The sequence below is a fragment of the Marinobacterium lutimaris genome (assembly GCF_900108065.1).
Taxonomy (GTDB): domain Bacteria; phylum Pseudomonadota; class Gammaproteobacteria; order Pseudomonadales; family Balneatricaceae; genus Marinobacterium_D; species Marinobacterium_D lutimaris.
Genome location: NZ_FNVQ01000001.1, coordinates 767216 through 794138 on the forward strand (window position 1 = coordinate 767216; position 26923 = coordinate 794138).

General features: G+C 56.2%; 24 protein-coding genes. 11 read left to right on the forward strand and 13 right to left on the reverse strand.

The genetic code is table 11. The features are described from left to right. Positions 1-15: 15 nt before the first annotated feature. Together C4S72_RS03555 and C4S72_RS03560 are read left to right on the forward strand one after the other, a co-directional pair. The gene (locus tag C4S72_RS03555; protein WP_104001674.1) at positions 16-942 is read left to right on the forward strand and encodes a LysR family transcriptional regulator; all 927 of its coding nucleotides are present in this window, start codon (positions 16-18) and stop codon (positions 940-942) included. A gap of 9 nt (positions 943-951) precedes the next feature. Then, on the forward strand, positions 952-1245 hold the full coding sequence (locus C4S72_RS03560) for an HNH endonuclease (protein WP_104001675.1): 294 nt from the start codon (positions 952-954) through the stop codon (positions 1243-1245). Between the two features lie 18 nt (positions 1246-1263). On the opposite strand, the gene C4S72_RS03565 is transcribed toward C4S72_RS03560, so the two are convergent. After that, positions 1264-3546 carry an ATP-dependent DNA helicase gene (locus C4S72_RS03565; protein WP_104001676.1) on the reverse strand — a complete coding sequence of 761 codons (2283 nt, stop codon included), beginning with the start codon at positions 3544-3546 and terminating at the stop codon, positions 1264-1266. A gap of 153 nt (positions 3547-3699) precedes the next feature. Between C4S72_RS03565 and C4S72_RS03570 the strand changes: the two genes are divergently transcribed. Beyond that, entirely contained in the window at positions 3700-4704 is a 1005-nt protein-coding gene (locus C4S72_RS03570) for an Abi family protein (protein ID WP_104001677.1), read from the forward strand. Between the two features lie 137 nt (positions 4705-4841). On the opposite strand, the gene C4S72_RS03575 is transcribed toward C4S72_RS03570, so the two are convergent. The 6 genes from C4S72_RS03575 to C4S72_RS03600 all read right to left on the reverse strand — a co-directional run bounded on the left by C4S72_RS03575 (position 4842) and on the right by C4S72_RS03600 (position 11032). After that, positions 4842-5972 (reverse strand): 5-methyltetrahydropteroyltriglutamate--homocysteine S-methyltransferase, encoded by a 1131-nt coding sequence (locus C4S72_RS03575; RefSeq protein WP_104001678.1) that lies wholly within the window; start codon positions 5970-5972, stop codon positions 4842-4844. Positions 5973-6155: 183 nt separating this feature from the next. Then, the gene (locus C4S72_RS03580) at positions 6156-6734 is read right to left on the reverse strand and encodes an ABC transporter ATP-binding protein (RefSeq protein WP_104001679.1); all 579 of its coding nucleotides are present in this window, start codon (positions 6732-6734) and stop codon (positions 6156-6158) included. After that, a complete protein-coding gene (locus C4S72_RS03585) occupies positions 6727-7572 on the reverse strand; it encodes an ATP-binding cassette domain-containing protein (protein ID WP_104001680.1) in 846 nt (281 codons plus the stop codon). Before C4S72_RS03585 ends, C4S72_RS03580 begins: the two co-directional genes overlap by 8 nt. Beyond that, positions 7569-8432 carry an ABC transporter permease gene (locus C4S72_RS03590; RefSeq protein ID WP_104001681.1) on the reverse strand — a complete coding sequence of 288 codons (864 nt, stop codon included), beginning with the start codon at positions 8430-8432 and terminating at the stop codon, positions 7569-7571. The genes C4S72_RS03585 and C4S72_RS03590 overlap by 4 nt, the downstream gene beginning before the upstream one ends. Continuing rightward, complete coding sequence (locus C4S72_RS03595; protein ID WP_104001682.1) at positions 8429-9409, reverse strand: ABC transporter permease; 981 nt, start codon at positions 9407-9409, stop codon at positions 8429-8431. Before C4S72_RS03595 ends, C4S72_RS03590 begins: the two co-directional genes overlap by 4 nt. A 27-nt stretch (positions 9410-9436) precedes the next feature. After that, on the reverse strand, positions 9437-11032 hold the full coding sequence (locus tag C4S72_RS03600; protein ID WP_235009035.1) for an ABC transporter substrate-binding protein: 1596 nt from the start codon (positions 11030-11032) through the stop codon (positions 9437-9439). A 125-nt stretch (positions 11033-11157) separates the two neighbouring features. On the opposite strand from C4S72_RS03600, the gene nikR reads away from it, so the two are divergent. From nikR to C4S72_RS03620, 4 genes are all read left to right on the forward strand, one after another. Beyond that, positions 11158-11595 (forward strand): nickel-responsive transcriptional regulator NikR, encoded by a 438-nt coding sequence (nikR, locus tag C4S72_RS03605; protein ID WP_104001683.1) that lies wholly within the window; start codon positions 11158-11160, stop codon positions 11593-11595. A 524-nt stretch (positions 11596-12119) separates the two neighbouring features. Beyond that, positions 12120-12578, forward strand: a complete 459-nt coding sequence (locus C4S72_RS03610) for a hypothetical protein (RefSeq protein ID WP_104001684.1) — start codon at positions 12120-12122, stop codon at positions 12576-12578. Positions 12579-12681: 103 nt separating this feature from the next. Continuing rightward, a complete protein-coding gene (sodN, locus tag C4S72_RS03615; protein ID WP_104001685.1) occupies positions 12682-13188 on the forward strand; it encodes a superoxide dismutase, Ni in 507 nt (168 codons plus the stop codon). After that, positions 13188-13481: a S24/S26 family peptidase gene (locus tag C4S72_RS03620; RefSeq protein ID WP_104001686.1), complete on the forward strand. Its 294-nt coding sequence runs from the start codon at positions 13188-13190 to the stop codon at positions 13479-13481. Before sodN ends, C4S72_RS03620 begins: the two co-directional genes overlap by 1 nt. A gap of 35 nt (positions 13482-13516) precedes the next feature. On the opposite strand, the gene ilvY is transcribed toward C4S72_RS03620, so the two are convergent. Further along, entirely contained in the window at positions 13517-14425 is a 909-nt protein-coding gene (ilvY, locus tag C4S72_RS03625) for an HTH-type transcriptional activator IlvY (protein WP_104001687.1), read from the reverse strand. Positions 14426-14626: 201 nt separating this feature from the next. Here ilvY and ilvC point away from each other — a divergent pair, with 201 nt between their 5' ends. After that, a complete protein-coding gene (ilvC, locus tag C4S72_RS03630) occupies positions 14627-16099 on the forward strand; it encodes a ketol-acid reductoisomerase (protein WP_104001688.1) in 1473 nt (490 codons plus the stop codon). Positions 16100-16200: 101 nt separating this feature from the next. After that, the gene (modF, locus tag C4S72_RS03635) at positions 16201-17628 is read left to right on the forward strand and encodes a molybdate ABC transporter ATP-binding protein ModF (RefSeq protein ID WP_104001689.1); all 1428 of its coding nucleotides are present in this window, start codon (positions 16201-16203) and stop codon (positions 17626-17628) included. 199 nt (positions 17629-17827) lie between these two features. Here modF and efp read toward each other — a convergent pair whose 3' ends face one another. The 5 genes from efp to C4S72_RS03665 form a co-directional block, all read right to left on the reverse strand. Further along, complete coding sequence (gene efp, locus C4S72_RS03640) at positions 17828-18415, reverse strand: elongation factor P (protein WP_456085537.1); 588 nt, start codon at positions 18413-18415, stop codon at positions 17828-17830. 27 nt (positions 18416-18442) lie between these two features. Further along, positions 18443-19561, reverse strand: coding sequence for an elongation factor P maturation arginine rhamnosyltransferase EarP (gene earP, locus C4S72_RS03645; RefSeq protein WP_104001691.1), 1119 nt, complete (start codon positions 19559-19561; stop codon positions 18443-18445). A 313-nt stretch (positions 19562-19874) separates the two neighbouring features. Next, positions 19875-20375: a hypothetical protein gene (locus C4S72_RS03650; RefSeq protein ID WP_235009036.1), complete on the reverse strand. Its 501-nt coding sequence runs from the start codon at positions 20373-20375 to the stop codon at positions 19875-19877. A gap of 395 nt (positions 20376-20770) precedes the next feature. Next, positions 20771-21220, reverse strand: coding sequence for a hypothetical protein (locus C4S72_RS03660; RefSeq protein ID WP_104001694.1), 450 nt, complete (start codon positions 21218-21220; stop codon positions 20771-20773). Positions 21221-21955: 735 nt separating this feature from the next. Then, positions 21956-22327, reverse strand: a complete 372-nt coding sequence (locus C4S72_RS03665) for a thiol-disulfide oxidoreductase DCC family protein (RefSeq protein WP_104001695.1) — start codon at positions 22325-22327, stop codon at positions 21956-21958. A gap of 179 nt (positions 22328-22506) precedes the next feature. Here C4S72_RS03665 and C4S72_RS03670 point away from each other — a divergent pair, with 179 nt between their 5' ends. Then, positions 22507-23655 carry an exonuclease SbcCD subunit D gene (locus tag C4S72_RS03670; RefSeq protein WP_104001696.1) on the forward strand — a complete coding sequence of 383 codons (1149 nt, stop codon included), beginning with the start codon at positions 22507-22509 and terminating at the stop codon, positions 23653-23655. Further along, complete coding sequence (locus C4S72_RS03675; RefSeq protein WP_104001697.1) at positions 23652-26717, forward strand: AAA family ATPase; 3066 nt, start codon at positions 23652-23654, stop codon at positions 26715-26717. The genes C4S72_RS03670 and C4S72_RS03675 overlap by 4 nt, the downstream gene beginning before the upstream one ends. Positions 26718-26923 lie beyond the last annotated feature (206 nt).

Below are 26923 nucleotides of genomic sequence, written 5' to 3' on the forward strand. Positions count from 1 at the left end.
GCTGGTATTTCATAAATGAAAAGGGATGAAGTGGGCGATCTGCTCACCTTTCTGGCGGTGGTCGAAGAGCGTAGCTTCACCCGTGCCGCCGCCAAGCTGGGAACCTCCCAATCCGCGGTTAGCCACACCATGCGCCGTCTTGAAGAGCGCCTCGATATCCGCCTGCTGACCCGTACAACACGCAGTGTGTCGCCCACGGAGGCGGGGCAGAAGCTGGCGGCAACCCTGGAGCCCGCGTTCGCGGATATAGCAACCCAGCTCGATCGGCTTAATGACTATCGTGACAAGGTCACCGGAACGCTGCGCATCACGGCTACCCGCACAGCGGCGGAGTTTATTCTGCTGCCTGTCTGCACCCGTCTGCTGCGCGAACATCCAGAGCTGAATATCGAGATCTCGGTGGAGGCTCGGATGGTTGATCTGGTGGCTGAGGGGTTTGATGCCGGTGTGCGTCTTGGCGAGCATGTCGAGAAAGATATGGTCGCGGTGCCTATCGGGCCCGATCTCAAAATGGTTGTGGCCGGCTCGCCGGATTATCTGGCGAGGATGGGGCGACCGCAAACCCCGCATGACCTGACCGACCATAACTGCATCAATCTGCGTATGCCGACCTCCGGCGGGCTCTATGCCTGGGAATTCGCAGAGGATGGGCGCGAGTTTAATGTGCGGGTCGAAGGGCAGTTCACCAGTAACGTGGCGAACCTGATTATCCAGTCGGCGATCAATGGCGGCGGCCTCTGCTGCCTGCCCAACGATACGATGAAAGAGGCGCTGAGTAGCGGCCAACTGTTACCGGTGCTGGAAGAGTGGTGCCCCTATTTTCCGGGTTTTCATCTCTATTATCCGAGCCGGCGTCAGCACTCCGCTGCGTTCAAGTTGTTTCTCGATGCGTTGCGTGAGAGCGGGGTTGCATCTGGGCCTTTAGAACGGGGCGAGGAGTAATTAGAGGCGATGCGAAAGAGTCCCGAGATCAAGCATTGCGAGCTTTGTCAGCGCGAGGCGCCGTTAACCTTTCATCACCTGATTCCGCGCAAGGTACACAGGCGTCCGCGCTTCAAAAAACAGTACAGCACGGAGGAGCTGCAGCAGGGCATCTGGCTTTGTTACCCCTGTCACAGGGCGGTGCACAAATTCCATGACGAGATGACACTGGGGCAGGAGCTGAACAGCCTGGAAAAGCTGCTTGCTGATCCCGAGGTCCTGCGCCATATCAGCTGGGTAAAGAAACAGAAGATCCGCCAGTAATCAGGTTATAGCGGCCGTTCAGTTCTTAAACCACCAGGTCGGCAGCAGTGCCCATATATCAGGCTTACGGAAGCGGTCATCGATCAGGTGGATAACGCCGCGATCTTCGGGTGTACGGATCAGACGGCCCGCGGCCTGAATCACCTTGCGTATCCCCGGATAGAGATAGGTGTAAGCATATCCCTGGCCAAAGCGGAGCTGCATCTGTTTCGATAGCTGCTCCTGAAATTCGTTATTGGGCGGCAGCCCGAGGGTCGCAACAAAGACACCCACCAGCGCATCGCCCGGCAGGTCTATCCCTTCGGAAAAGGCGCCACCAAGGACCGCAAAGCCCACCAGGCCGCGTTCGCTTCTGAAACGTTCGATAAAAGCCAGTCGCTCCTCTTCGCTCATGCCGGCATGCTGAACCGCCACAGGAATATCCGGGTTTTGCTGCGTAAAGCGTGCGCTGATCTGTTCCAGGTAGGCGAAGCTGCTTAGGTAGACCAGGTAGTTGCCGGGTTCGGCACGGTACTGTGTCTGGATATCCGCGCAGATGGGCGCCACGGACGCGGCGCGATCACGAAAGCGGGTGCTGATATCCAGCGTGTGCAGATCGATCTGTGAGGAGGAAAACGGACTGGCCACCGTCTGCCAAAGGCTCGTATCCGGCAGTCCCAGCAGGTCCTGGTAATAGCGCCCCGGATTCAGCGTGGCGGAAAACAGCACCGATGAGTGTGCCAGCGCGAAGCGCTCTTTGAGAAAGTCCGCCGGAATCAGGTTCTCCAGTGCCAGAGACGCAGAGAGGCGGCGTCGTTTTCCCTGCGCCTTTCCAGCGGTGACGGTTAGCGTACACAGGGAGTGATCGCCAAACTGCTCCGCCAGCTTCATAAACGCGATGGTATCGAACAGCACCCGCTGCAGCTCCGGATCGACCGGGTTATCGGTCATATACTCGGTGAGGTCACCTACAAGACGCAGCAGGCTGCCGTTCAGTTCAGTAGGTACTTCGGTCAACTGCAGGCGCCGGGGCTCCAGGCTTGGTAGCGATTCCGTATCGATATGGGCATCCACCAGCTTGCGCCAGGCGCGCTGCACGCCACGAAAGCTTTTGGTCAGCGCCTCTGGCGCATTGCGGGCGGCTTCCTTGAACAGCCACTGGCTGAGATCCGCCGAGTACATGGAGCGGGCCCGGTCGATCAGGTTGTGCGCCTCGTCGATCAGAGGCACCACCCGCCATTCGTTCTGGCGGCTAAGACCATGCAGTAACGCCTGCTGGTCGAAATAGTGGTTTACATCGCCGACTACGACATCACACCAGCGAGCCATCTCCTGCGCCAGGTAATAGGGGCAGATGCGATGCTCCGCTGCGAGACGCTGCACCGCATCGCGATCCAGCCAGCGCAGTTCTGTGGCGGCCTGGCGGGCTGCCGGGAGTCGATCAAAAAAACCATCCGCCAAAGGACAGGACTCGCCATGACAGGCTTTGTCGGGATGCTCGCAGGCTTTGTCCCGGGCGGTCAGTTCCAGGATGCGCAGCGGCAGGGAGGTGTCTCGGTTAAGCAGCTTCAGGCTATCGAGAATCAGCTGGCGCCCGGTGGTGCGGGCGGTGAGCAGGAACAGCCGGTCCAGGTCCCGCCGGGGCATGGCGGCCAGGGAGGGAAACACCACACCCAGGGTTTTACCGATACCGGTGGGCGCTTCCATCAGCAGGGTGCGGGACGTGCAGACGCCTTTGTAAACGGTTTCACTGAGCTGGCGCTGGTTCGGCCTGAAATCCGGATACGGGAACTTAAGCGAAAGCAGCGCCTGATCACGGCTGTGGCGATGTTCCTCCTCCTGCTGATGCCAGGCTCGGTAGCGAAGGCAAAGATCATTGAGGAAGCCGTTTAGATCGGCGGCGCTCCAGCACTCATCCAGTGGCGTTTCCAGGTCTTTGGCCACATCGTAGTAAACCAGCCGCAGCCGAACTGCAGGCAGATCATCACGCTGACAGAGCAGGGCGCCGTAGACCTTCAGCTGTGCCCAGTGCAGCGCCTGCTGGCCCTCGCCAACGCGGGACAGGTCGCCACGGTGGGTTTTGATTTCCTCCAGCAGCGGCGAGGGCTCTCCGGCCTGATAGCCGTCGGCGCGACCGCGCAGCTGAATCCCTTCGCATTCCCCTTCAAGCAGGTACTCAGGTTCGTAATCCGCACCGCGACGTTTTTGCAGCGTCTTGTGTCCGCGGATCCCCTCATCAGCGGTGGGCGAAGGCGTATATCGGTACTCCAGACCACCGGAGCGCGCGGCAAATTCACACAGGGACCGGACGGCCACCTTCATACGGGAATCCTTAGAGCAGGTACTTCAGTCAGACGCACAGCTTAGGGGGAAGTGGGAGTTTGATCCAGAGGCCAGGTGTTGCTTTCCTGTCACGGTCGGACATCAGTTTATTTCTCATATAGACTGACGAAAAAATGATCAAGGAAGTGTCCCATGGGTTATGGAAAACCTTGGCTCAGTATTGAGGAGCAGTTGGCAAAGCTTGAGCAGAATGGCTTGAGTGTGACGGATCACGCCAAAGCGCTGCAGTACCTCCAGCGTGTTGGATATTATCGTTTGAGTGGGTATTGGTTTCCGTTTCGTGAGCGTACGGGAAAGGCTTGTCGTTATCCCGAAAAGCCTGGCAAGCCCAGCAAACTTGAAAAGCGTGTTCAGTGTTTTCCTCTAGACAAGTTTAAGTCGGGCCTGAGTTTTCAGGATGCGGTTGATCTGTATGTGTTCGATAAACGGCTAAGGTTATTGGTAATGGATGCGCTGGAGCGCATCGAGATTGCTTTGCGTGTCGATATTTCGCACACGCTGGGGGCTAGAGACCCGTTCGCCTATCTTAATCCAGAGCATCTGGATCAGACGTTTACCCGCTTTATCGACCCTAAAACGGGGTTAAGCCATCACCACGCCTGGCTTGCCAACCATGCCCGGCTTATACAGCGTTCGAGAGAAGACTTTATCAAACACAACAAGGAGCGCTACGGATTCCCGATCGCAATTTGGGTGGCCTGTGAAGTATGGGATTTCGGCTGTATGTCGAAGCTGTTTGACGGGCTTAAGCCGGGTGATCAAGATCAGATTTCCCAACGTTATGGTATTAGCAACGGCGGTGTGTTTGCCTCTTGGCTGCGTAGTCTTAATTACCTGAGAAATGTGTGCGCCCATCACAGCCGGTTATGGAACCGAAACATCGTTGACCAGCCGAAAAAGCCAGGAGCAGAGGAAGCTTTGTACTTTGCCGTTGGATGGGAAAGTCCGCATATCCAGGCAAGGCCTTTTCTGCTGTTATGTATCGTGCAGTTTCTGTTGCAGACGGTTAATCCGGCATCAACCTGGTGGCAAAGGTTAACTGCGCACTTGATAAGCTTTCCGCTAAACAGCAGTGATCCGGCGCTAACACTTGAGGCAATGGGAGTAATAAAAGGCTGGAACGACTGGGAGTGGTGATCGGAGGGCATTAAAAAACCCCTCAGCAGCTACTTCCGCAAGCAGAAGCAGCCGATCGGGGCCGTGTTGCCGTTAACACTAGTGACAGGCGCTGGGCCTGTCAACCAAGTTATTCATCCTTGCGGCATTGTAGGCGTTTAACCCCAAACCTCTTCAGCAATAGCGCAGATCAGTTTGATCTTGTCCCACTGAGCTTCTTCGCTGACCTTGTTGCCTTCTTCGGTGGAAGCGAAGCCGCACTGTGGGCTCAGGCAGAGGTTTTCCAGCGGGATGTACTGGGTGGCTTCCTCAATGCGCGCCTTGAGCACTGCGGCATCTTCCAGTTCGGCGAACTTGGAGGTCACCAGGCCGAGAACGACCTTGCTGCCGTTGTTGGACCAGTGGCGCAGCGGGGCAAAGTCGCCGGAGCGGTCGTTGTCGTACTCCAGGAAGAAACCGTCGTAGGCGGTGGAGAACAGCTGTTCGGCCACCGGCTCGTAGCCGCCGGAGAAGAGCCAGGAAGAGGCGTGGTTACCGCGGCAGATATGGGTGGTGATCACCATATCGGCCGGCTTCTCTGCCAGGCATTCGTTGATGATGCGAGCGCAGATGGTGGCGATCTCCTGCGGATCCAGGCCCTTGTCCTTGATCTCCTGCTGCTTGGTGGCATCGGCCAGGAACGCCCAGTTGGTGTCGTCAAACTGCAGGTAGCGGCAGCCGGCGGCGTAGAACGCTTTGACCGCGTCGCGGTAGGTGGCGGCCAGGTCGGCGTAGAATTCGTCCAGTGACGGGTAGATCGCCTGCAGACTGGAGGAACCATCGTTGGCCAGCATCTCCTGGCGCAGGATCATGGTCGGGCTCGGGATCGTTGCTTTAGCCACGGAACCATCACCGTTTTCCGCCAGCTTTTGCAGAAACGCGAAGTGGTTCAGGAACGGGTGCTCAGCGTTAAAGCTGATCTTGCCGTTAACGCGGATGTTGTAAGAGGGCGCTGCCTTGCCCTTGAACTGCTGGTTGTAGCCCGCTTCCGGCACGTAACCTTCAACGCCGTTCAGGTTTTCCAGGAAGTCGATGTGCCAGAACGCACGGCGGAACTCACCATCGGTGATCACCTTGAGCCCGGCGGCCTTCTGGTTTTCGACCAGTTCGGTGATAGCGCGGTCTTCGATGGCGGTTAGTGCTGCCTTGTCTATAGCGCCGGAGGCGAAGTCGCGGCGGGCCTGATGCAGGTAGCTGGGGCGAAGGTAGCTGCCGACGATATCAGCGTGTGCAGGGAATGGCTTGGCCATGATGGGTACCTCTTGCGTCCGTTCAAAAAACGCAATGGTAACGGAAGATGAATCGTTTGTAGGCGCAAATGTTTCATTGCACCATGAATGAAATTCAGTGAAGTGCTACCTAATATTAAAATTGTTAATTTGGTGTGGTTACTAACTGCTTGGGTATGAACTAAGTGGGTACGAGTTGGACGGTTATAGCGATATCTCGTTGGACGCGATCCGCTGCAGCAGGTGACGGTCGTGACTGATCGCCAGAATCGACAGGCCCTCACGGCTGCGCTGCATCAGGAAGGACCAGATATCGGCCTGGGTGATGGGATCCAGCATGGCGGTGATCTCGTCTGCGATCAGGTAGCGAACCTCGGGTGCCAGCGCTCGCAGGATCGCCACACGCTGTAGCTCGCCGCCGGATATCTCATGGGGAAAGCGGTTATACCAATCCCTTGATACCCCAAGCGCCTCACGGGTGGCCTCGTCCGGAGCCCAGGCTTCTTCGATGATCCTGCCGATGCGCCAGCGCGGGTTCACGGCGAAGATCGGCGACTGATGCAGGTATTGAACCGGGTTTACGCCGCCTCTGGGCTCGGCCAGCTGAATAGAGCCGCTCTGGGGCTTCAATACGCCCGCCAGCAGACGGCCGAGGGTAGATTTTCCGCAGCCCGAGGGGCCGGTAAGGCCGGTAATCTCACCAGGCCTCAGGGTCAGGCTGACCCCATCGACAATGGCGGGCTGGCGCGGATAGCCAAAACTCAGGTTCTTCGCCTCAAGCATAGGCGGGCTCCTGAACAGGCTCCAGGATGGGTTCCGGGATCTGAAGCGCCGGGTTTAGATTGAAATCACGCTGCGGTAGCGAGCGCCAGAGATTTTGCGCATACGCGGAGTTAAGCCTGTCGCCGTTTTCGATAAACGCGGAGGTCGCTTCAAGGCTGACCAATCGGCCGTTGCTGAGTATCGCCACCTGGTCTGCGAAAGGCAGGCTTTCCGCCAGGTTGTGCGTGATCAGCAGCACCGCCTTGCCTTTATCCGCCAGTGCTCTCAGTTCCTGCAATACGATAGTGGCGGTTTCTGCATCCAGACCGCTGGTGGGTTCGTCTGCGACCACCAGCTCAGGCTCGCCGATGGTGGCGATGGCCAGCATCAGCCGTCGCGCCATGCCGCCGGATAGCTGGTGCGGATAAAACCTTAATACCTCTTTGCCCAAGCCGTATCTTGCCAGTGTTGCGCCGAGGGTTTGTGCGTTTGCCTTGAGACCCGCGCGCCGCGCCGCCCATTTCAGTTGCTGACCGCAGCGGGCCAGCGGGTCCAGTGAACTGATCGATTGCGGCACCAGCGAGATACTTCTGCCGCGGTGACGTTCCTGACTGCTGGCGCTGAGTGCTTCGCCGGCAAAACTGATGCGACCATTCAGCGCAATATTCGGCGGCAGTATGCCGAACACCGCGTGTGCGAGCAGGCTCTTGCCGGCACCGGAGGCGCCGATCATGGCGACGATCTCACCGGGGGCGATACTGAGTGAAATATCGTCCAGTACCGGCTTGATGCTGCGCTTAAGCGGGCTGTCGTAACGTTGAAAGCCGAGGGAGAAATTTTCAAAGGTCAGCAGGCTCATACTTCACTTAACCTCGGATCGGTGAGTTTACGGGTGCCGTTGCCGATGGCGTCAAAACTGAGCACGAGTAGCAGCAGTCCCAGGCCGGGAAACAATCCAAGCCACCAGTTGCCGGCCATCAGGTAGCGCATGGAATCGGCCAGCAGGGTGCCGATGGCGGGTTTGCCGGGTTCCAGGCCAAAGCCAAGAAAGGTCAGCGCCGCTTCATGCAGGATGGCGTGTGGGAACAAAAGCGTGAATCCCACCAGTGTCTGCGGCAGCAGATGGGGCAGCAGATGGTGCCGGCCGATATACCACCAGGATTTACCAAACTGGCGTGAGGCCTGCACATACTCAGCGCTGCGTACCTGCAGAATCTCGGCCCGCAGGATACGGGTCAGGCGCGGCCAGTGGGTCAGGGTGACAGCGATAATGACGGCAGTGGTACCGCCGCCCAGAGCGAAGGCGATCAGGATCAGCAGCATCAGATGCGGCAGCCCGAGGGTGGTGTCGATCAGAAAGGAGACCACCGCGTCAGCCCAGCGCCCGCCAGTTGCCGCCAGCATCGCCAGCACAACCGCTATCGCTGTTGAGAGTGCGGCGGTGATCAGCCCCACATTCAGGCTCAGACTCAGGCCGTGCAGCGTGCGCGCCAGCATATCGTGGCCAAACTGGTCGGTGCCGAACCAGTGCTGCCAGCTGGGCGCCAGCATCCGGGCGGAAAAGTCCATGGTGATACCCCTGTCGCCGATCAGGACAGATCCCAGAGCCACCAGCAGAATACCGCCCAGTCCCAAGGCCGTGAGCATCAGGGTACTGATGCGGTTATTGCTGCGGATAACGAGGCTATTCATGGCTTGAGGAGCGACGGCATGATTCATGGCTGCGACCACTCCAGGGTTTCGGCCTGGCGCATACGGGGATCGACAAGCCGGTAAAGCAGGTCGGCTATCATGTTGCCGCTGGATACCAGCAGCGTCATGAACAGGGTGATGGCAAGCAGCAGTGGGATATCACCCCGAATACCGGCTTCCACCGTTGCGCGGCCAAGGCCTGGGTAGGCGAACACTTGCTCGGCCAGTACCGATCCGCCGAACAGCTCGCCAATCGACGCAAAAAGCACGGTCAGTGCCGGCAGCGCCGCGTTACGGGCGCCGTGGCGCAGGGCAATATCCAAACGCGATGCGCCCTGTGCCCGGGCGTAGAGTGCATAGTCCGACTGCATGATCTCCACCATTTTCGCCCGGGTGTGCAGAGCGATCTGCGCCACACCAAGCAGTGTCAGTGTCGCCAGCGGCAGAAGCAGATGATGCAGCCGTTGCCAGAGGCTGACTTCGTCGGCCAGCATGCCAGGTGGCGCCGCGCAGCAGACCGGAGTCCACTGCAGCGAGACGGAAAACATCACCAGCAGGAGGATCGCCAGCCAGAAGGTGGGCGTGGAAGCGAGCACAAAGGAGTAAACACGAATAACGCGGTCCAGCAGCGAACCGGAATAAGCGCCTGCCAGTATGCCCAGCACAAAGCCGAGCAGTCCGGAGAGCAGCCAGGCCAGGCCCATCAGCGGCAGCGATGCGAGTACACGGCTGGCCAGCACCTCCGCCACTGGTGCGTTATAGGTCATGGAGAAACCCAGGTCGCCGCTGAGCAGGTTGCGAGCCCAGTGGCTGAACTGTTCGATGGGCGGCTGGTTAAGCCCCCATTTCTCGGCGATCAGTGCGCGCTGTTCAGGTCCGACCCGGGCGACATCCGGGCCAAGATAGGCATCCACCGGATCGATCGGCGACAGCTTGGCCAGCGAGAACGCCACAACCGCTACCGCGGCCAATACAAGCACAAGCCGCAGCAGTCGGGTTAACATATAACGAAGGGAAGAGGTCACCGGCAGTTACTCGCAGGTCCAGGTCCAGTTCTGGATCAACGAGGTGATTGGCCAGCCGTGGCCGTGAGGTTCAATCTGGGTTTCGCCCAGGTCGAGGCACTCGTTGACGTAATAGATGTGCTCCAGATTGACCAGCCAGGCCCAGCCCGCTTCGCCTTTGGCGCCATATCCGGTGGTACCGTCCCATTCCGCTGCCTGCCAGTCGGGATAGGAGGCTTCCAGGGTGGGCGCCGCCTGGGCCGCAGCGAAATGGGCGTCCACCGCAGCATCGGAAAAGTAACCCACATTGTAATAACCGGCACCCGCCCAATCGGACTGATAGAGGCTGTAAACCTCCAGCGGCGTGTGGCTGCCCCAGCCGAAGACCACCGGCTCGGAATGGAAGATCTGACCCAGGCTCTCCCAGCTTTTACCGATGGCGATTGCTTCTATTCCGAGTGCTTTCAGTTGCTCCGCCAGGGTAATCGCCAGCGCCTTGCGGGTGGAGTCTGAAGCGAGATAGTTAATCGGGAAGGCGGCGCGGACACCCTCTTTTTCACGCACACCATCTTCGCCACGCAGCCAGCCGGCCTGATCGAGTAGCGCGTTGGCGGCATCCAGATCGTATTCGACCGCTGCTTTCGGGTTGGACCAGGGCAGGCCGTCGGCGGGGCCTGAAGCGGGCGTACCGTGACCGAAGAGTGCGACCTGGACCAGCAGATCCCGATCCACGCCCAGGTTGATGGCGCGGCGTATCGCCCGGTCAGAGGTGACCGCGTTACCGAGCTTGTTTCCCTCCGCGTCGGTTTTGCCCTCATCGGCGAGAATAGGGAAGGTGATGCCGCGATTATCGACGGACTCAACGACCACCTGTTTGAAGCCGCTCGGCGCTGCATCGGCCAGGGCTGGCGGTACCGCAGCCATATCCACCTGACCGGCGCGGGCCGCCGCGAGGCTGGTGTCTTCACCGGTAAACAGGAAGGTGATCTTAGAGAACTCCGGCTGTTTGCCGTAATACTCGGTGTTGCGTTCCACGATTAACTGTTCGCCTTCGGTCCAGGAGATCAGCTTGAACGGGCCGGAACCAATAGGATGACGGCCATAATCCTGGCCATATTCGGCAGCGGGTACGATGCCCAGTGAATAGAAGTTCTCGGTAAAGGTGATCCAGGGCTTTTTAAGGTGGATCACCAGGCTGAAATCATCAACGGCTTCAGCGGATTCAAACGCGCTCAGGTCGAGGGCGCCACCGGCACTGGCCGCTTGATTAAAGGTAAACGCCACATCGTGCGCTGTCAGCGGTGTACCGTCGGAGAAAACCGCATCGTGGCGCAGCGTGATGGTCCAGGTGAGACGATCATCTGACAGTGTCCACTCGGTCGCGAGATCTGGCTGGCTCTCAAGTTTCGCGTCACGGGTCAGTAGCGTAGACTGAAACAGCGGATGGCCGTACTGTCCCCATCCCAGCAAAGGATCGAAACCCTCCTTGGGTTCGCCACCGATGGCCAGCACCAGTTCGCTGGGTGCCTTATCTGATGCGATCGCAGCGCTGAATGTCAGTGGTGCTGCCATTGAAACAGAAAGGGTGGCAAGCGCGAATGCGCGCAAGGGGGGCATTGCCATGTGACAGCTCCTTATGATGGCGAATCGTCCGTTGATTTGGCTGGTACCCGCGGGCGGTTCCGAGACAATAAAACCAAAGGGTATGATGTATAAGGCAAAACATCATACTCAAGCAGGAAGAAGATATGCAACGTGTGACGGTCACTTTGGATGATGACCTTATGGAAGAGCTCGATCATCTGATCGAGGAGCGCGGTTACCAGAACCGTTCTGAAGCGATCCGTGATCTGGCCAGGGCAGGGCTCGGGCAGGCTAAGCGTGAAACAGGCAATCAGTCGAACTGCTTCGGTGTACTCAGCTATGTGTACGACCACGCTGCCAGAGACCTGGCGCGCCGTCTGACCAGCACTTTCCATAGCCACCACGATCTCACCATTGCCAGCATGCATGTGCATCTGGATCACGATAACTGCCTGGAGATCGGTATTCTCAAAGGCCCGACCTCCGAAGTGCAGCACTTCGCCGACCACGTGATCGCCGAACGTTCGGTGCGCCACGGCTCGCTGCAGATTGTGCCCCAGGCACCGAAAGGGGACACCGAAGGCGAGTCGCACGAGCACTGAGCAGGGTGGAACCACCGGGTTTTCTGTGCATCCGCCCGTGGCTGTTGAAGCTTCAACCACGGGCGGGCGAGCCCTGCATAAGGTCTGCTTTACGGTCAGGCGAGTCTGGTGAGATGCATCGTGAACGTACGAGTGATAAAGACGATTTCCAATTCTTAATCAAATAGATAGACAACACTCTTAAACCCAGATTCCATTTCTTTTGTTAACCTTTCTTTTGTTAGCTACCCCGGTTAATCCTGCGCAGTAGCTTCCGCCTGAGGCATTTCCAACGAACGGCTGTCCGTCCGGTTCTCGACCGTCTAGGCTTCGACCATCAGTACCTGTTGTCTTACCAGCTGTCGTCTTATTAGCTGGCAGCGTTACCTGCCCCGATGCGGTAATTCGTTTTGATAATAACCTAACTGATATGTATTATCATTACTGTTACGTAATTGGTTGGTCCATTTCAGTGGATCTCGCCGGCAACGAGGCGGTGAACCAGGTTGGGTGGATAACGGCTCACTAGCGAGAGGGTTACAGGGATGAACTGGAAAGAGGCGGCTCGGCTGGGCCAGCAGGCATTTCGGGATAATCAATACCGCCAGGCGATCGCCCACCATTGCAAAGCCAGGGAGTTGGCGTTGGCTGAGTTCGAACAGCTGGCCGTTCAGCAACCGGATCCTGCGGTCGCGGCGGTGATGGTCTGTGAGATTAATCTGGCCGAGAGCTTCGTGGCGCTGGAGGAGTGGTCAGCCTGCAACGCCTGCTTCGACAGTGCCGAGCGCTTTCTGGATGATGCTACGGCGGTGCTTATGGATACGGGGCTTGAAGCCTGCCTGCGTGGCGCTGCGTTTCTCCGGCAGGAGCGTTGCCTGTTATGCCAGACCCATCCGCAGCTCACTCAGGCCTCAAAAGCCTCAGCGCTTTCCAGTACCGATCTGCTCTCGCTGCATTCCCGCCCCGGCCCAATCGCCGAACATCTAAAGAAAGGACTCCACTAAAACCGGCTTCGGGATACGCCCCGGAGGCCGTTCGCTGGCGCAAGTCGCCAAACACCGAAATAACCAAATACACGGATCCCACCGGAAAATAAGGACAGAGAAAATGCTGCATAACCTGCTTGCGAAAATGGATACCCTGGTCGGCTTTGAAGAGGCGTCGGCCCATTGCGATATCCCCTGCAAGATCTACGATCCCGCTACGGCTCAGATCGCTGCGCTGACGGTGATTCGTCTGGTCGACCTGCTCGAAGAGCTGAAGTCAGCACCGGCAGACGTCAATACCATGGCCAAGGTCAGCCGCCTGGCAAAAGAGAAGGAGGCGCACGGCCTAATCGTAAAAGAGGAGATTCGCGTCATCTGGGGTGACTACTTCAAACAGCCGCAGATCGAGAAGTTCCCGCAGATTCACGAGTTGACTCATAACATCATGCTTGCCGCGTCCAAAGCCAAGCAGGAGATCAACCGCGATGATGCCGTGAAGCTGCTGGAGCTGGTCAACCAGTTCGCCGAGATCTTCTGGGAGACCAAGGGTGTCGCCACTTTTCGCGCTAAATGCCCGTACCTGCCGGAAGAGATTACTGTCTACCCGCAGCTTACCCCTGAGGCCTGATGATCAGAATCGTCAGGGTCAGTGGATTAAGCATGTCGCCGGGTATGATGCCCGGCGATTTTGCAGCGGCTTTAAACTGGCCGGCCTCTCTTTACCGGCCCGGGCAAAGGGTGCTGGTTCAGCACCCGGCATTTGGCCTTATCATCAAGCGGCTGGATGCCGTGGAGGAGGGAGTCGTCTGGTTAAGCGGTGACTCCCCGTTAAGCAGCACGCGAGAAGCGATGGGTTGCCAGCCCCTGTCTGCGCTGCGTGGCCGGGTGATTGCTGTGGTACGTCGCCGAAGACCCGGTTAGAAGACACGACTGATCGAGCTTTTGACAGCTTCGATTCAGTGCTGCATCTCTCTTTGCTCTCGCGCGTCTATCAGGTTCCAGAACGCCTCGACCAGCGGGTTTGCCAGGTTCTTTTTCAGCGTGAACAGCCCGATATCGTAGGGTTCCAGTTCCGGCGTTACATCGAGTACGTGGATTCTGTTTGCCAGCGGGCTGTTATCCAGCACGATCTTGGGCACCACGCCGATGCCAAAGCCGAGGCTCACCATGCTGACTATCGCCTCGTTACCGGTGACCTGGGCGTAGATCTTTGGCTTGATGCCATGCTGCGCAAACCAGTCATCGACGCGGTACCGGGAAACACCACCTTCCGACAGGATCATCGGGATATCCGCCCACTCTTTTGGGTCCAGCGGCGGATTGGTCGGTACGTTGGGTACCTGCTGCTCCACCGGCGCAATAAACAGCAGTGGTGAAATAGCGATCGGCTTGAAGGCGATGCCTCTTGGAAGTTTGGAAGGGCGTGCTGCAATCGTAATGTCTTCGCTACCGTCTAGAATATGTGCGATGGCGTGCTCCGGGTCGCCGGTGCGCAGCTTGATCTCGATACCGGGGTGGGCGATACGGAAGCGGCTCAACAGGTCAAACAGAAAGCTGTAGCTGGCGGTCACCGAGCCATACAGGCTGATCTCGCCGCGCAGCTGGTCGGAGTTATCGGCCAGCTCGTAGCGGATCATGTCCCATTGATGGCAGGACTCGCGGGCATACTTGAGAAACTGCTTACCCTCCTGGGTCAGCACAACGGTGCGATTATCGCGTTTGAATAAAGGTGCACCCACGGCTTCTTCAAGCTGTCGGATGTTACGTGACAGGGCAGAGATGCTGATATTGCACTCGTCGGCGGCACGGCCGAAGTGCAGTGTTTCGGCCAATGCGAGGAAGTGTTGCAGGGCTCGGATATTCATAAAATGAAGGATAACTGAGTATTGCAGAATAAGGGACGTATCATTGCAGATATGTCAATTTACGCAAGGATCTATTTTCTATAGAGTGGCGTCACTTATCCGGGGCAGGCGTTAATACCACCTGCCCACAGGGTGCAAATTTTGAGCATCGGCAGCCCCGGCCGGCGATGCTTTAATCATGTAAATCAGGATACAAGTCACATGGCTAACTACTTCAATACACTGCCGCTTCGCGAGCAGCTGGAACAGCTCGGCAAATGCCGTTTCATGGCCCTTTCTGAATTCGCTGACGGCGTTGAAGCGCTGAAAGGCAAAAAGATGGTCGTTATCGGTTGTGGCGCCCAGGGTCTGAACCAGGGTCTGAACCTGCGTGACAGCGGTCTGGATGTATCTTACGCGCTGCGTCCGGAAGCCATCGAGCAGAAGCGTCAGTCCTGGAAAAACGCTACCGAAAACGGTTTCACCGTTGGTACCTACGAAGAGCTGATCCCGACTGCAGACGTAGTCCTGAACCTGACTCCTGATAAGCAGCACACCTCTGTTGTTAACGCTGTTATGCCGCTGATGAAAGAGGGCGCTTGCCTGTCTTACTCTCACGGTTTCAACATCGTTGAAGAAGGCATGAAAATCCGTGACGACCTGACCGTTATCATGGTTGCTCCGAAGTGCCCGGGTTCTGAAGTCCGCGCTGAATACGTGCGTGGTTTCGGTGTTCCGACCCTGATCGCTGTTCACGAAGACAACGACCCGAAAGGCGAAGGTCTGGCTCTGGCCAAGGCTTACGCTGTCGGTACCGGCGGTCACAAGGCTGGCGTTCTGATGTCTTCCTTCATCGCTGAAGTGAAGTCTGACCTGATGGGCGAGCAGACTATCCTGTGCGGTATGCTGCAGACCGGTTCTATCCTGTGCTTCGACAAAATGATCGAAGAGGGCATCGACGCTGGCTATGCTTCCAAGCTGATTCAGTACGGTTGGGAAACCATCACCGAAGCGCTGAAATACGGCGGCGTGACCAACATGCTGGACCGTCTGTCTAACCCGGCCAAGATCAAGGCATTCGACCTGGCTGAAGAGCTGAAGCAGATCATGCGTCCGCTGTACAACAAGCACCAGGACGACATCATCGACGGCACCTTCTCCCGCGTTATGATGGAAGACTGGGCTAACGACGACAAAAACCTGCTGCAGTGGCGCGCTGACACCGCTGAAACCAACTTCGAAAAGACTCCGGCTGGCGATGTAGAAATATCCGAGCAGGAATACTTCGACAACGGCATCCTCATGGTTGCCATGGTTAAAGCGGGCGTTGAGCTGGCGTTCGAAACCATGACCGCTGCCGGCATCATCGCTGAGTCTGCTTACTACGAGTCTCTGCACGAAACTCCGCTGATCGCCAACACCATCGCGCGTAAGAAACTGTACGAAATGAACGCTACCATCTCTGATACTGCAGAGTACGGTTGCTACCTGTACAACCACGCGTGCGTACCGCTGCTGGGCGACTTCATGAAAGGCATCAAGTCTGACGTTATCGGCAAAGGCCTGAGCGTAGAAGACAACGGCGTCGACAACGCTCGCCTGATCGAAGTCAACGCTGCTCTGCGTAGCCACCCGGTTGAAGCCGTTGGTTCCGTACTGCGCGGCCACATGGCTGACATGAAGAAAATCGTTTAATCGGCTTCTAGCCCGTTAAACAGAAAAAGCCGGGCCTCCTTACAGGAAGTCCGGCTTTTTTGTCTGTAAATTCTTAATACCTTTTGCCTGGATTCGTAACGATGACTGCTTCTATCTGCCTGCAAAATTTAACAGTGAACTTTGATGATCGCTTTAAACTGAGCGAGATCGACTGGAGCATCACATCCGATCAGCATTGGGTGATTACCGGCACCAACGGCGCCGGCAAATCCGCATTGGGCGCCGTACTGGCCGGTGCGGGAGAGATAGAAAGCGGCACGCTGTCCGGTGTTCCGGGCAAGGTTGGGCTGGTCTCCTTTGAGGCCCAGGCCGAGCTGATCGCCCAGGAACTTAAAAAAGATGACGCCGATATCATGGACGTTATTGCCGAGGGCACGCCTGTCCGCGAAATGATTTTTAACGACTGCGCCGATCCTGATCTGGCCAGCGAACTGGTCGAAAAATTCGGCCTCACCGGGTTGCTGGATCGAGCCTTCCGCAAGCTCTCCACCGGTGAAACCCGCAAAATGATGCTGATCCGCGCGCTCTCCAGCAAACCGGATCTGTTGATCCTGGATGAGCCGTTCGATGGCCTCGATGCCAATACCCTGGTGATGCTGCAGGAACATCTCGCCGCCATCGTCGATGACGTGCCGATGATTCTGGTACTGAACCGCTTTGACGAGATGCCTGCATTCATCACCCATGTGGCCTATGTCGACAAGGGCCGGCTGAGCCACACTGTCGATCGTCAGGATGAAACCGCCTTCAACGAGCTGTATCAGCTGCTGCACCTGAAAACCACGGACCTGGATGTGCCGGAAGCGGACCCCGCCAGCAAACTGCCGGATCTCGATCCGGCGCAGCCGCTGGTGAAGCTGAAAAATATCCGCGTTAAGTATGGTGACGATGTCATCATCGATGGCCTCGACTGGACCATCGAACGCGGCCAGCACTGGCAGCTGAGTGGCCCCAACGGCAGCGGCAAAACCTGCCTGCTGTCACTGATCACCGGTGACCACCCGCAGTGCTACGTGAACGATATCTTTGTCTTCGGCTTTCAGCGCGGTAACGGCGAGAGTATCTGGCAGATCAAGCAGTTCATCGGTTACGTCTCCACCGCGCTGCAGTGGGAGTACCGCGTCAGCACCAGCTGCAAGAACGTGATCATCTCTGGCTTCTACGACAGCATCGGCATGTACACCAAGTCCACCGACAAGCAGAAGGAGATCGCCGATCAGTGGCTGGCGCTGCTGGGTATGAGCGATCGCGCTGATCAGCCGTTCAACAAACTCTCCTACGGTGACCAGCGCCTGCTGCTGATCGCCCGCGCCATGGTCAAACACCCGCCGTTGTTGATCCTCGACGAACCCTGCCTGGGTCTGGATGATATGAACCGTCAGCTGGTGCTGGCGCTGATCGAGAAGATCTGTGAAGCGAAAAACACGACAGTTCTTTACGTGAACCATCACGCCGAAGACCAGATCGCCGGTATCGAGAACTTCCTGGCGCTCAGCAAAGCTGGTTGAGTGCCGGTGCGAGCGAAGAGCATCAACTCGACGCTGAGATACAGGTAGGCGATTGGCGAAATTGCCAGTGGGCGACTGAAACGCAGGTCGATGATCGGAAGGGCATAACGTGACAGGCCCCGCCGGAAGGGTAACCGGCGGGGCCTGAATTTGTCTGATAGCTAGAAGCTTGGGGCGACCTTTAGCGGGTCACAAGCTATCAGGCAGGGGCTTTGGCTCGTGACTTGTATTCGCCGGTACGAGTGTCAATTTCGATCCAGTCACCGACTTCACAGAAATCAGCCACTTTTACAGCGGTGCCATTGCTGAGATTGGCCGGCTTCATGACTTTACCGCTGGTGTCACCGCGAGCAGATGCTTCGGTGTAATCGATCTGACGGACAATGGTGGTCGGCAGGTCGACCGAGATCACTTTGCCCTGGAAGAATACCGCATTGCAAACATCGCTCATGCCATCAACGATGTAAGGCAATACGCTTTCGATGTCATCAGCGCTCAGCTCGTACTGGTTGTACTCTTCGTCGACGAAAACATACAAGTCATCAGACTTGTAGGAGTACGTTACTTCGATCTGGTCGAGGATGACTTGTTCCATCTTGTCGTCGAACTTGTAAACGGTTTCGGTGGTCGAGCCGCTCAGTAGGTTCTTCAACTTCATTTTCATGATGGCGCTGTTGCGACCAGACTTGGTGTATTCAGCTTTCTGAACAATCCAAGGTTCACCACCAATAAGTACGACGTTGTTTACTTTAATGTCTTGTGCTGTTTTCAAGATGGTTCTCAACAAAAGAAGAGAGGGGATTTCGCCGGCTTTTTACCAGTTTTCCGCAAATAGAACCAGTGTTTCCGCAAGACTTTTCTTGCCCGCCAGTTCACTGCACCAGTTTTCAGCATGTTGCTCCAGCTTTGCTGTCTGTTGCCGCCACAGATCCCAGCTCAGCTGTAATGGTTTTTGCCGGTTCCAGTCCATCCATAACCTCTCCACCGCGTCTGCCGCATCCCGATCCAGGCCTTGCAGGTAAAGGCGCAGGAATGCGGTGAGCTTATCCAGGTGAATGTATTCGTCCTGCTGATAGATGTGCCATAAAAAGGGCTTTCCGGCCCACTGGGCACGTACGAAAGAGTCTTCTCCACGCACGAGGTTCAGATCGCAGCACCAAAGTAGAAAGTCATATTCCTGTTGTGACAAAAAAGGTATGGCTTGAATCCTGACCTGTCCCTGAACATAGCATTCACCGGTAACGAAACTGTCGACTTTCAGCCAGCGCTTGATGTCATTTTCTATGCGCCCGGGCGGCACCAACAAATGATAACTGCGCCCGCTTTGCAGCAGGGCATCCAACCATGTGGTGATTTGCGGGTTTTCATAGGTAAAAACTGAAATCAGCATGCTATCTTCAGCGTGGCTTACTCCCAGCTTGCGCAGAAACCTGCTTTTTTCATGGGTGCCAAACTGCTGTCGACAATTCAGTAGATTGTTTTCTCTGAGCAAACCGCCTGTGTTTTCGCCGAAGCCGGGAAAGAAGAAATATTTTTCAGGGCCGCATAGTTGTGGCGATGATAAGAGGTGGCAGCTCTCCACCCAGTCTTCAGCGCTCAGATATTCAAGATTGATCCAGAGCGAAGGAGGTGTTCGTTCTGCCATTGCGGCTATAACGGCTTCAGGCAACGTGCAGGCAAAGGCCTCTATCACTATGTCGGCTGGCGCGATCTGTAGATTCGGGTGCCAGAGGACTATCTCCACACCCATCACTTCTTGCGATTCACGCGCAGGGTCAACGTCAGGGCATAGATGCTTGAAAGCCCCAAGGTCATCCACGAACAGGCGTATACGCTGATTGAATTCGATCGTGAGTTGTCGCGCCAGGCGCCAAGTCACACCGATATCACCGTAGTTATCGACTACGTGACAAAAGATATCCCAGGATTTCATTCAGCAAAACCTGCGTTATAGGTAGACCCACTATTGTAACGAATCTACGCCGCTCCTTGCCCAGCCGGTACGCAAAGCCATTCGAGAATCGACCCTGCATTCCCAGACAATTCTATAGCCCAAGGGCAAGCGTTTTTGCGAATTGCGAAGGGAGAGGCCCGTAGGTGAAGGTGCCATCTGGCAGATTGGTCTGGCCCAAATCTGCCGGCTTATCAGGAGTTGGTTCGAAGAGGACGTTAGCGGGAGTGGTCATTAACGCCTGAATTAAGACGAGCCAAGAAGCGGTGTCGGCTTGAATGAATTGTTAGCACTTTTAGAAAACCATTACATGGTCACAGCGATACTCACCGTTTTGCTGAACTAAGACCATTTCCGCTACAAACTCACCTTTTGCTTTTGTGAAGGATTGTTTCCATATAATGGCCGCAGAATCGGGGCGCTTGAAAACCGCAACTGGCGTTCTCGCTGAAAAGAACCCTTTTTCTTTTTGATATTGTTCACAAACTTTCTGAAGGTGTTCCTCGGTAACGATTGCCTTCATTCGATCAGTAAAGTCTCGCGTATGTGCTTTATGATCAATGCGAGTAGAAGCATCCATCAGGTTATCCATGATTGGATTTGCTATGTCGAGGATTTCTTTATCTGTCATTGCTTCAAAGCTCATGAATTCTCCTTTTGAGTGATAGCGCCGCACACAGAGGTCGGCAAAAAAGCGCAGCGTTTTGACGGTCCCAGCGACCAACGGGAGCGACTGCTGTGCCTTGTTATGAATCACTTCTTGCCCTTGAGAAATAATAGCCTGCGACAGAACCAATGATGGCACCACCAAATGCCAAAACCTCCGAAGAGTAGGGACTCTTTGTAAGAGTAGCAAAAGCGATTAATGCCAATATTCCAAACGTGAGCAGAAGAGCTAGAACAGGAGCTGCTCGCTTATTAAGCCGTTCTGTCATTGGTTCGGCTTTGCCTATACCGCCGCAGGAACCACACATTAGGCCATGTTGATTTCTGAGCTGCCAGAACCAGAGTTCATTCCTCTTAGCGCATGCCAGACAGGAGGCTCCATCCTTTCCATTGGCACACGTTCCTTTACCAGAGCAGTGCTTACAGTCATGTAGATTAGCGGTTACTTGCACGATATTCCCTTCGATTTATAACGATTAAGCTGTGGGGCGCGCAGCGAAGCAAGCGTCCCGCACGAGCGCCTTGTTAGCCGTTTTCTACTTCGATTCCAACTGCATTGTAACGTGCCCATACATCTTTTCTATCCCAGTTTGAAGGCATTTTTGATCTTAGACCTGAAGCATTTAGCCTTTGGTGCTCTTCCTTTGTAACTAATAAAACTCTGAAGTAGTTTTTTAGAACACTCTCAACTTCTTGTTTTGATAATGGATTCATATCCATGAGCATATTTACAATTTCCATTTGCGGCACGACATGCTCTACATCACAGTTAATTAACTCCATTCCGACTGCAGCTTTTGAACGGGGTATATTTTTCTTCTGAAACTGGCCATGCAGTCTCATAGTTTTATTTTGCCAGTATTGATGAAGGGCTGTTTTTAAATTCCGACAGCATTCATTCCTAGTGAAGCCATAATTCTCTGCTTCTTTGGCCTGCTCAATTGCAAAAACGATGAAATCTAAGTTATCTGGCATGTTCTTTTTATACGGCTAAGATTTTGATACTGAGCATGCGTGTTTTTGCTCAGCGGGTCGAAAGAATGATTCAGCATAAGTGTCTGAAATATATCTATCTTTCAATATCACAGTCTTTTCTCCTCCGTGAAAAACGAGCATACACGTTTGTATGAAGCGCTGTGCGTAGTATCACCCAGCGGCCGTTCCTTAATCCCTTGATCTAGCGCCAGTTTTTCGGGAGCTACCGCTTAAAAATGAGCACATTCAGGTTGAAAACGAGCAACTAGACCAATCTGCACTCAATATACTGTATGAAATTACAGAGAAACGAGGTGTTTTGTCCACACGGCATCGACGGCTTTGGCTCAGAGGTAGACCTTGCGCTACGCAGTCTTTTTTGCGTGGAGGGCAGTTTGCGTACAACTGCTTGATGAGGGCTATCTTCGGAGTAGACCTGGCGTGTAGGTACCCGATAACGGTGCGGATACCTGTTCAGTTATTTCCCTTGTGGCACGGATTACCGTACCGCCTCGAAGCTGCAACTCCATCGCGTGTAGCGGGCGGCAGAGCCGTATGCCAAAGCCCGGAGCAATAAAGCCTGGTTAATAGCTTCTTGAGAAATATTGTGACAGCACTATCTGATCGCTGCAGTGGCAAAGAGGTCTGTGGCTGAAAGGACAGGGGGCGGTGATCGATATTCCCAAGTGCTCGATAAGGCAGCCAGGCATATCAATGACGTAGTGCTGGCTCTGTTCAAAGACGCCCCTGCCGCCGAAGGCGCCGGGTTACCGACCAGCGGTAAATATGGCTGGCCAGCGGCCTTATCAAGGGCAAACCCATAAGCCAGCCGAGTAAACGGTAGCGGGGAATGCGGGCCATCAACACCTGATAGGCATCGAGCTCAGAGAGGATGCGACCATCGGCGGAACAGATGTGCAGCTCGGTCAGCGCTTTGCGCGGGTCGATACCCAGCGCGACGAGCTCCGGGTCACGACCGGTGATATCGAACCACTGCACATCTTTGGCCGCATCGGGATCGAGTCTCTCATAGCTCTGCCGATCTCGAATGCAGCGTGGGCAGGCGCCATCATAAAACACGGTAATTTTGTGGTCTGAATCTGCCATAGCTTTTAACAACGTAGTTTCAGTGCAGTCCAGTGCGCCGTGATCGCCCGCATCGCACTGATGAAGGTGATGTTTAAGAGAGAAGTCGCCGGCATCCAGTCTGAAAAACTGTACACTTCACTTCCCTGATATCGGCGTTCTGATTTTGATCGAACAGGTTGTACCCGCAAGGAAGGTATATGGCTAAGTTTCTTCACACCTCTGATTGGCATATTGGCCGTTTATTCCAGAATATTTCGCTTCTCGATGACCAGTTGCATGTATTAAAGCAGATCCATCGCTATGCGGCGGAACATCAGGTCGATGCCCTGGTGGTTGCCGGCGATATCTATGACCGTTCCGTGCCACCGGCGGATGCCGTGGATGCACTGAATGCCTTTCTTGCGCGTTTCACTGAAGAGCTTTCCATTCCGGTGATTATGATCTCCGGTAACCATGACAGCGCGAAACGGCTGCGTTTTGGCGCCCAGTTCATGTCCGGCGCGGGTGTGCATATCCTTGGCGATATCCGCAAGGTCGCCACACCGGTCGAGGTGCAGACACAAACCGGCGCGATCCAGTTTTTCGGTATTCCATACCACGATCCGGTGGAGGTGAGGGAAGCGTTCGACGTGGAGGTGAAAACCTACGACGAGGCGCATACCCATCTGGCCGAGCTGGCAGCGCAGGCGCGCAGCGCCGATGTTCCCGCCGTATTGATCAGCCACTGTTTTATCGATGGTGCCGAGGAGAGCGACTCTGAGCGTCGTCTCTCCATTGGCGGCGCGGACCGGGTTTCCTATCAGTCGCTTCAAAGCTTTGATTACGTGGCCCTGGGCCATCTGCACGCGCCGCAATACAAGGGGGCGGAGCATATCCGCTATAGCGGCTCGCTGCTGAAGTACTCCTTCTCTGAACATAAACAGCGCAAGGGCGTGACCCTGGTGGAGATCGGCGAGCAGGGCACCTCCTGGGAACATCTGCCGCTGATCCCCCGACGCGATATGCGCGTGATCGAAGGGACGCTTGCAGAGCTGGTTGAGCAGGGGCGCAGTGATCCTCACGCCGATGACTACATTCTTGCTCGCCTGACCGACAAACAGGATCTGCTTGAGCCCATGGCGCAGCTGCGCCAGGTGTATCCGAATACGCTGGAGCTGGAGCGCACTCAGTTCAGCGTCTCCCACGGCAGCCAATTGGTGGCTGATGTCAGTGCCAAACGCAGTGAAGACCTGGTGTTCAAGGACTTCTTCACCCAGGTGATGGGCGATGAGCTGACCGAGGAGCAGAACAAGCTGCTGCTGGAGGTGATCAATGAAGCCCAGGCCGCCATGGAAGGACAGGAATGAAACTGCACCAGTTAACATTGACCGCCTTTGGCCCGTTCGCCGGCAAGGAACAGATCGATTTTGCCCGGCTCGGCAACAACCCGCTGTTCCTGATCGACGGTCCCACGGGTGCCGGTAAGTCCTCCATTCTGCACGCGGTCTGCTACGCGCTGTATGGCGAAACCACCGATTCCGAGCGCAAGGAGCTGGGTATCCGCTGCGACTACGCCGAGCCCGAGACGCTGACCGAGATCGAACTTGAATTCAGCATCCGCGGCCAGCGCTACCGTATCCATCGTGTGCCAACGCAGATGCGCCCGGCCAAACGTGGCGGTGGTGAGACCGAGCAGAAAGCTACCGCACATCTGCTGCGTATCGCCGACGACGGCAGCGAAGAGACCCTGGTACCGAAAAAGAAAACCGATGCCGATGTTCGCATTAAAGAGATTCTTGGCCTGACGGCGGACCAGTTCCGTCAGGTGATGGTGCTGCCCCAGGGCAAATTCCGCGAGTTGCTGCTGGCCAAGTCCGACGATCGTCAGGCGATCCTGTCGACCCTGTTCCAGACCGAGATCTACCAGCGCATCGAACAGCTGCTGAAAGATCGTGCAGGGGATATCGAGCGCCAGCACAAGAAGTTCGAAGACAGCAAAACCGAAGCGCTGCTGGAGCTGCATCTGGAGGATGTGGACGCGCTGATCGAGGCGATTGCCACTGCGGGCGAAACCGTTGCGGCGAAGAATCAGGTCAAGTCCGACGCTTACACCCTCAAGAGCGTGCAAGAGCAGAAGCTGAAATCGGCTGAAACGCTGACAAAGAGCTTTGAACAGCAAAGGCTCAAGCAGCAGGAGCTGGCTGAGCGTCAGTCGCGTAAACCCGCCGTTGATAATGCGCGCGACAAACTTCGCCGCGCGGAAAAAGCGGCTGCCATAGCACCGGAGTGGAAGGCGTTACGGGTACTGGATCAGCAGATTCAGAAGCGACAGGAAGAGCACGAGCGAGCGGCAGTTACCGCCCAGCAGGCCTCAGCCGAAGCGGTATCAGCCACAGAACATCTCAAAGCCACAGAAGAGAGCTACAAACAGCGTGATGGGTTAAAAACGACAGAGGTGCGCCTGACTGGCTATCAAAAGGTGCTGGCCGGCTATGAATCCCTGAGGGATGAGGTGCGTAAGGCAAACGCAGCCCAGGCTAGTGCCGCCGCCAGAATGAGCGAGCTCGAGCAGGGTATTGCAAGGTTCGACGAGTCGTTGAAAGAGCGCAATGCCGAGATTGAAACGCTCACCGGGCAGGTCGGCCAGAAGGCCGAGCTTACCGAGCAGTTGCTGAGTGCCAGGCGCCGTTGGGAGCTGGCCGTCAAACTCGATGGCGCTCTGGCTGAGCAAACCAGGCGTGAGCAGGCGGTTACCGAGGCTCAGGCGGCGCTGGATCAGGCGAACAGGGCGCATCAACAAGCCAGCACCCAGGCGGATCGTCTGGAGATGATCTGGTTTGCCAACCAGGCGGCCGTACTGGCAAGAAAGCTGGAACTGGACCATCCCTGTCCGGTTTGCGGCAGCCTGGAACACCCCAATCCCGCGCAGTTTGCGGACGATTCCGCGCAGGTTGATCAGGATGCGGTCGAACAGGCCCGAGCCATCGCCAGTGCTCGTCTGACCGACCGTCACACTGCCGAGACGCGCGTGGCTGAGCAGCAAAGTGCCGTGCAGAACCAGCAGCAGTTGATAGCGGAGCTCCGGAATGAGCTGGAAGTCGATCTGTTCTTTTCGGCAGAAGCGTTGAAGGATGAGTATGCGCGGCTCGAGCAACAGCTCAATCAGATCGGTGCCTGCGAACAGAGACTGGATTCGCTTAAAGCTATACACAAATCGGAGGAGTCCAAGCGTGAGCTCCTCCAGGTTGAGCAAACGGAACTCAACAGGACGCTGCCGAAGCTGTCTGGCGATAAAGCCGCGTCCGAGAGTCGCCTGATCTCCGCCGAAAACGAACTGCCGGAGAACTATCGCAGCCTGAATGCGCTGAGTACGGCGATTCGCGATACTCAGCTGGCTATCGAGAAACTGGAGCAGGCCTATCAGGCGGCGCAGAAGCGCCATTCAGAAGCATCCAACCGTTTAACGGCGGCAAACTCGGCACTGGATTCGCTGACGCGACAGCTCGATGAGCTACAGGGCAACCGGGCGGGGCAACTCAAAGCCTGGCAGAACGCTCTGTCCGAGAGTGAATTTGAATCCCTGTCTGACTTTGAAGCTAGCCTGATGGACGAGGCCTCGGCCGAGACGTTGCGCGCCCGCATCGTCCAGTACGACGAAACGGTGAAGACACTGCAGGCGCAGCTGGCATTGATGGCAGAGCAGCTGAAAGATCAGCCGCCGCCGGAGCTTGAAACGCTGCAAGAGCGCTATCAGGTGGCGGAAAGCGCCTATCAGCAGGCCGAGCATAGCTGGGCCGAGGCCCAACAGCAGAAAGCACTGTTTGAGCGAACCTTGGTGAAGATCCGTTCACTGGAGGAGCAGCAGCAAGCGGTGAAGCAGCAGTACGAAGTGGTCGGCAAAATGGCGAAAGCAGCCTCAGGCAGAGGGGAAGTACGCGTCAGCCTGGAGCGCTTCGTGCTCGGCAACCTGCTGGGCTCGGTACTCAGCGTGGCCAGCCAGCGCCTCTATACCATGAGCAAGGGGCAATACCGCCTGGTGCGCCAGAACGAGACCGAGCAGAAGCGCAATGTTACCGCAGGTCTCGACCTGGCCATCGACGACGCCTACAGCGGCAAGGCGCGCCCGGTGGCGACCCTGTCCGGGGGGGAGTCGTTCATGGCCTCGTTGTCATTGGCACTGGCGCTCTCTGAAGTGGTGCAGCAGCGCTCCGGCGGTATCCAGCTGGATACACTGTTTATCGACGAAGGCTTCGGTAGCCTCGACCAGGATTCCCTGCAACTGGCCATCGATATGCTGGTGGAACTCCAGGCCACCGGCCGCACCATCGGTATTATCTCCCACGTCTCTGAGTTGAAGGAGCAGATGCCGCTGCGAATCGATGTGAAGAGCGGGCGGAACGGCAGCTACGTTTTGATGAGCCAGGCTTGATGACCTAAGCGGTGAAATACCAGCCGCCTCTATCGGTATTCGGAACAGGGCGCCTCAAGACTCCGTTTAAGGTATAGAGGCGCTGTGCCCTAAAAAGTCATCATTGAGCGAGTGGGCTCCGCGATACCTGATTGAGTAAATCTTTGCTCAAAATCCTGCGTGCATCGTTATTAATGGGCAGATATTTGCACAATACCCCCTGGAGC

Bases quoted from the DNA above. Each gene is read 5' to 3' on its own strand.
- ilvY (WP_104001687.1), bottom strand. From the start codon at position 14,425: ATGAATATCCGAGCCCTGCAACACTTCCTCGCATTGGCCGAAACACTG.
- C4S72_RS03580 (WP_104001679.1), bottom strand. From the start codon at position 6,734: ATGCTTGAGGCGAAGAACCTGAGTTTTGGCTATCCGCGCCAGCCCGCC.
- C4S72_RS03560 (WP_104001675.1), top strand. From the start codon at position 952: ATGCGAAAGAGTCCCGAGATCAAGCATTGCGAGCTTTGTCAGCGCGAG.
- C4S72_RS03565 (WP_104001676.1), bottom strand. From the start codon at position 3,546: ATGAAGGTGGCCGTCCGGTCCCTGTGTGAATTTGCCGCGCGCTCCGGT.
- C4S72_RS03575 (WP_104001678.1), bottom strand. From the start codon at position 5,972: ATGGCCAAGCCATTCCCTGCACACGCTGATATCGTCGGCAGCTACCTT.
- C4S72_RS03590 (WP_104001681.1), bottom strand. From the start codon at position 8,432: ATGAATCATGCCGTCGCTCCTCAAGCCATGAATAGCCTCGTTATCCGC.
- C4S72_RS03670 (WP_104001696.1), top strand. From the start codon at position 22,507: ATGGCTAAGTTTCTTCACACCTCTGATTGGCATATTGGCCGTTTATTC.
- C4S72_RS03620 (WP_104001686.1), top strand. From the start codon at position 13,188: ATGATCAGAATCGTCAGGGTCAGTGGATTAAGCATGTCGCCGGGTATG.
- C4S72_RS03665 (WP_104001695.1), bottom strand. From the start codon at position 22,327: ATGGCAGATTCAGACCACAAAATTACCGTGTTTTATGATGGCGCCTGC.
- ilvC (WP_104001688.1), top strand. From the start codon at position 14,627: ATGGCTAACTACTTCAATACACTGCCGCTTCGCGAGCAGCTGGAACAG.
- C4S72_RS03570 (WP_104001677.1), top strand. From the start codon at position 3,700: ATGGGTTATGGAAAACCTTGGCTCAGTATTGAGGAGCAGTTGGCAAAG.
- nikR (WP_104001683.1), top strand. From the start codon at position 11,158: ATGCAACGTGTGACGGTCACTTTGGATGATGACCTTATGGAAGAGCTC.
- earP (WP_104001691.1), bottom strand. From the start codon at position 19,561: ATGAAATCCTGGGATATCTTTTGTCACGTAGTCGATAACTACGGTGAT.
- sodN (WP_104001685.1), top strand. From the start codon at position 12,682: ATGCTGCATAACCTGCTTGCGAAAATGGATACCCTGGTCGGCTTTGAA.
- C4S72_RS03600 (WP_235009035.1), bottom strand. From the start codon at position 11,032: ATGGCAATGCCCCCCTTGCGCGCATTCGCGCTTGCCACCCTTTCTGTT.
- C4S72_RS03555 (WP_104001674.1), top strand. From the start codon at position 16: ATGAAAAGGGATGAAGTGGGCGATCTGCTCACCTTTCTGGCGGTGGTC.
- C4S72_RS03610 (WP_104001684.1), top strand. From the start codon at position 12,120: ATGAACTGGAAAGAGGCGGCTCGGCTGGGCCAGCAGGCATTTCGGGAT.
- modF (WP_104001689.1), top strand. From the start codon at position 16,201: ATGACTGCTTCTATCTGCCTGCAAAATTTAACAGTGAACTTTGATGAT.
- C4S72_RS03585 (WP_104001680.1), bottom strand. From the start codon at position 7,572: ATGAGCCTGCTGACCTTTGAAAATTTCTCCCTCGGCTTTCAACGTTAC.
- C4S72_RS03675 (WP_104001697.1), top strand. From the start codon at position 23,652: ATGAAACTGCACCAGTTAACATTGACCGCCTTTGGCCCGTTCGCCGGC.
- C4S72_RS03595 (WP_104001682.1), bottom strand. From the start codon at position 9,409: ATGTTAACCCGACTGCTGCGGCTTGTGCTTGTATTGGCCGCGGTAGCG.
- C4S72_RS03660 (WP_104001694.1), bottom strand. From the start codon at position 21,220: ATGCCAGATAACTTAGATTTCATCGTTTTTGCAATTGAGCAGGCCAAA.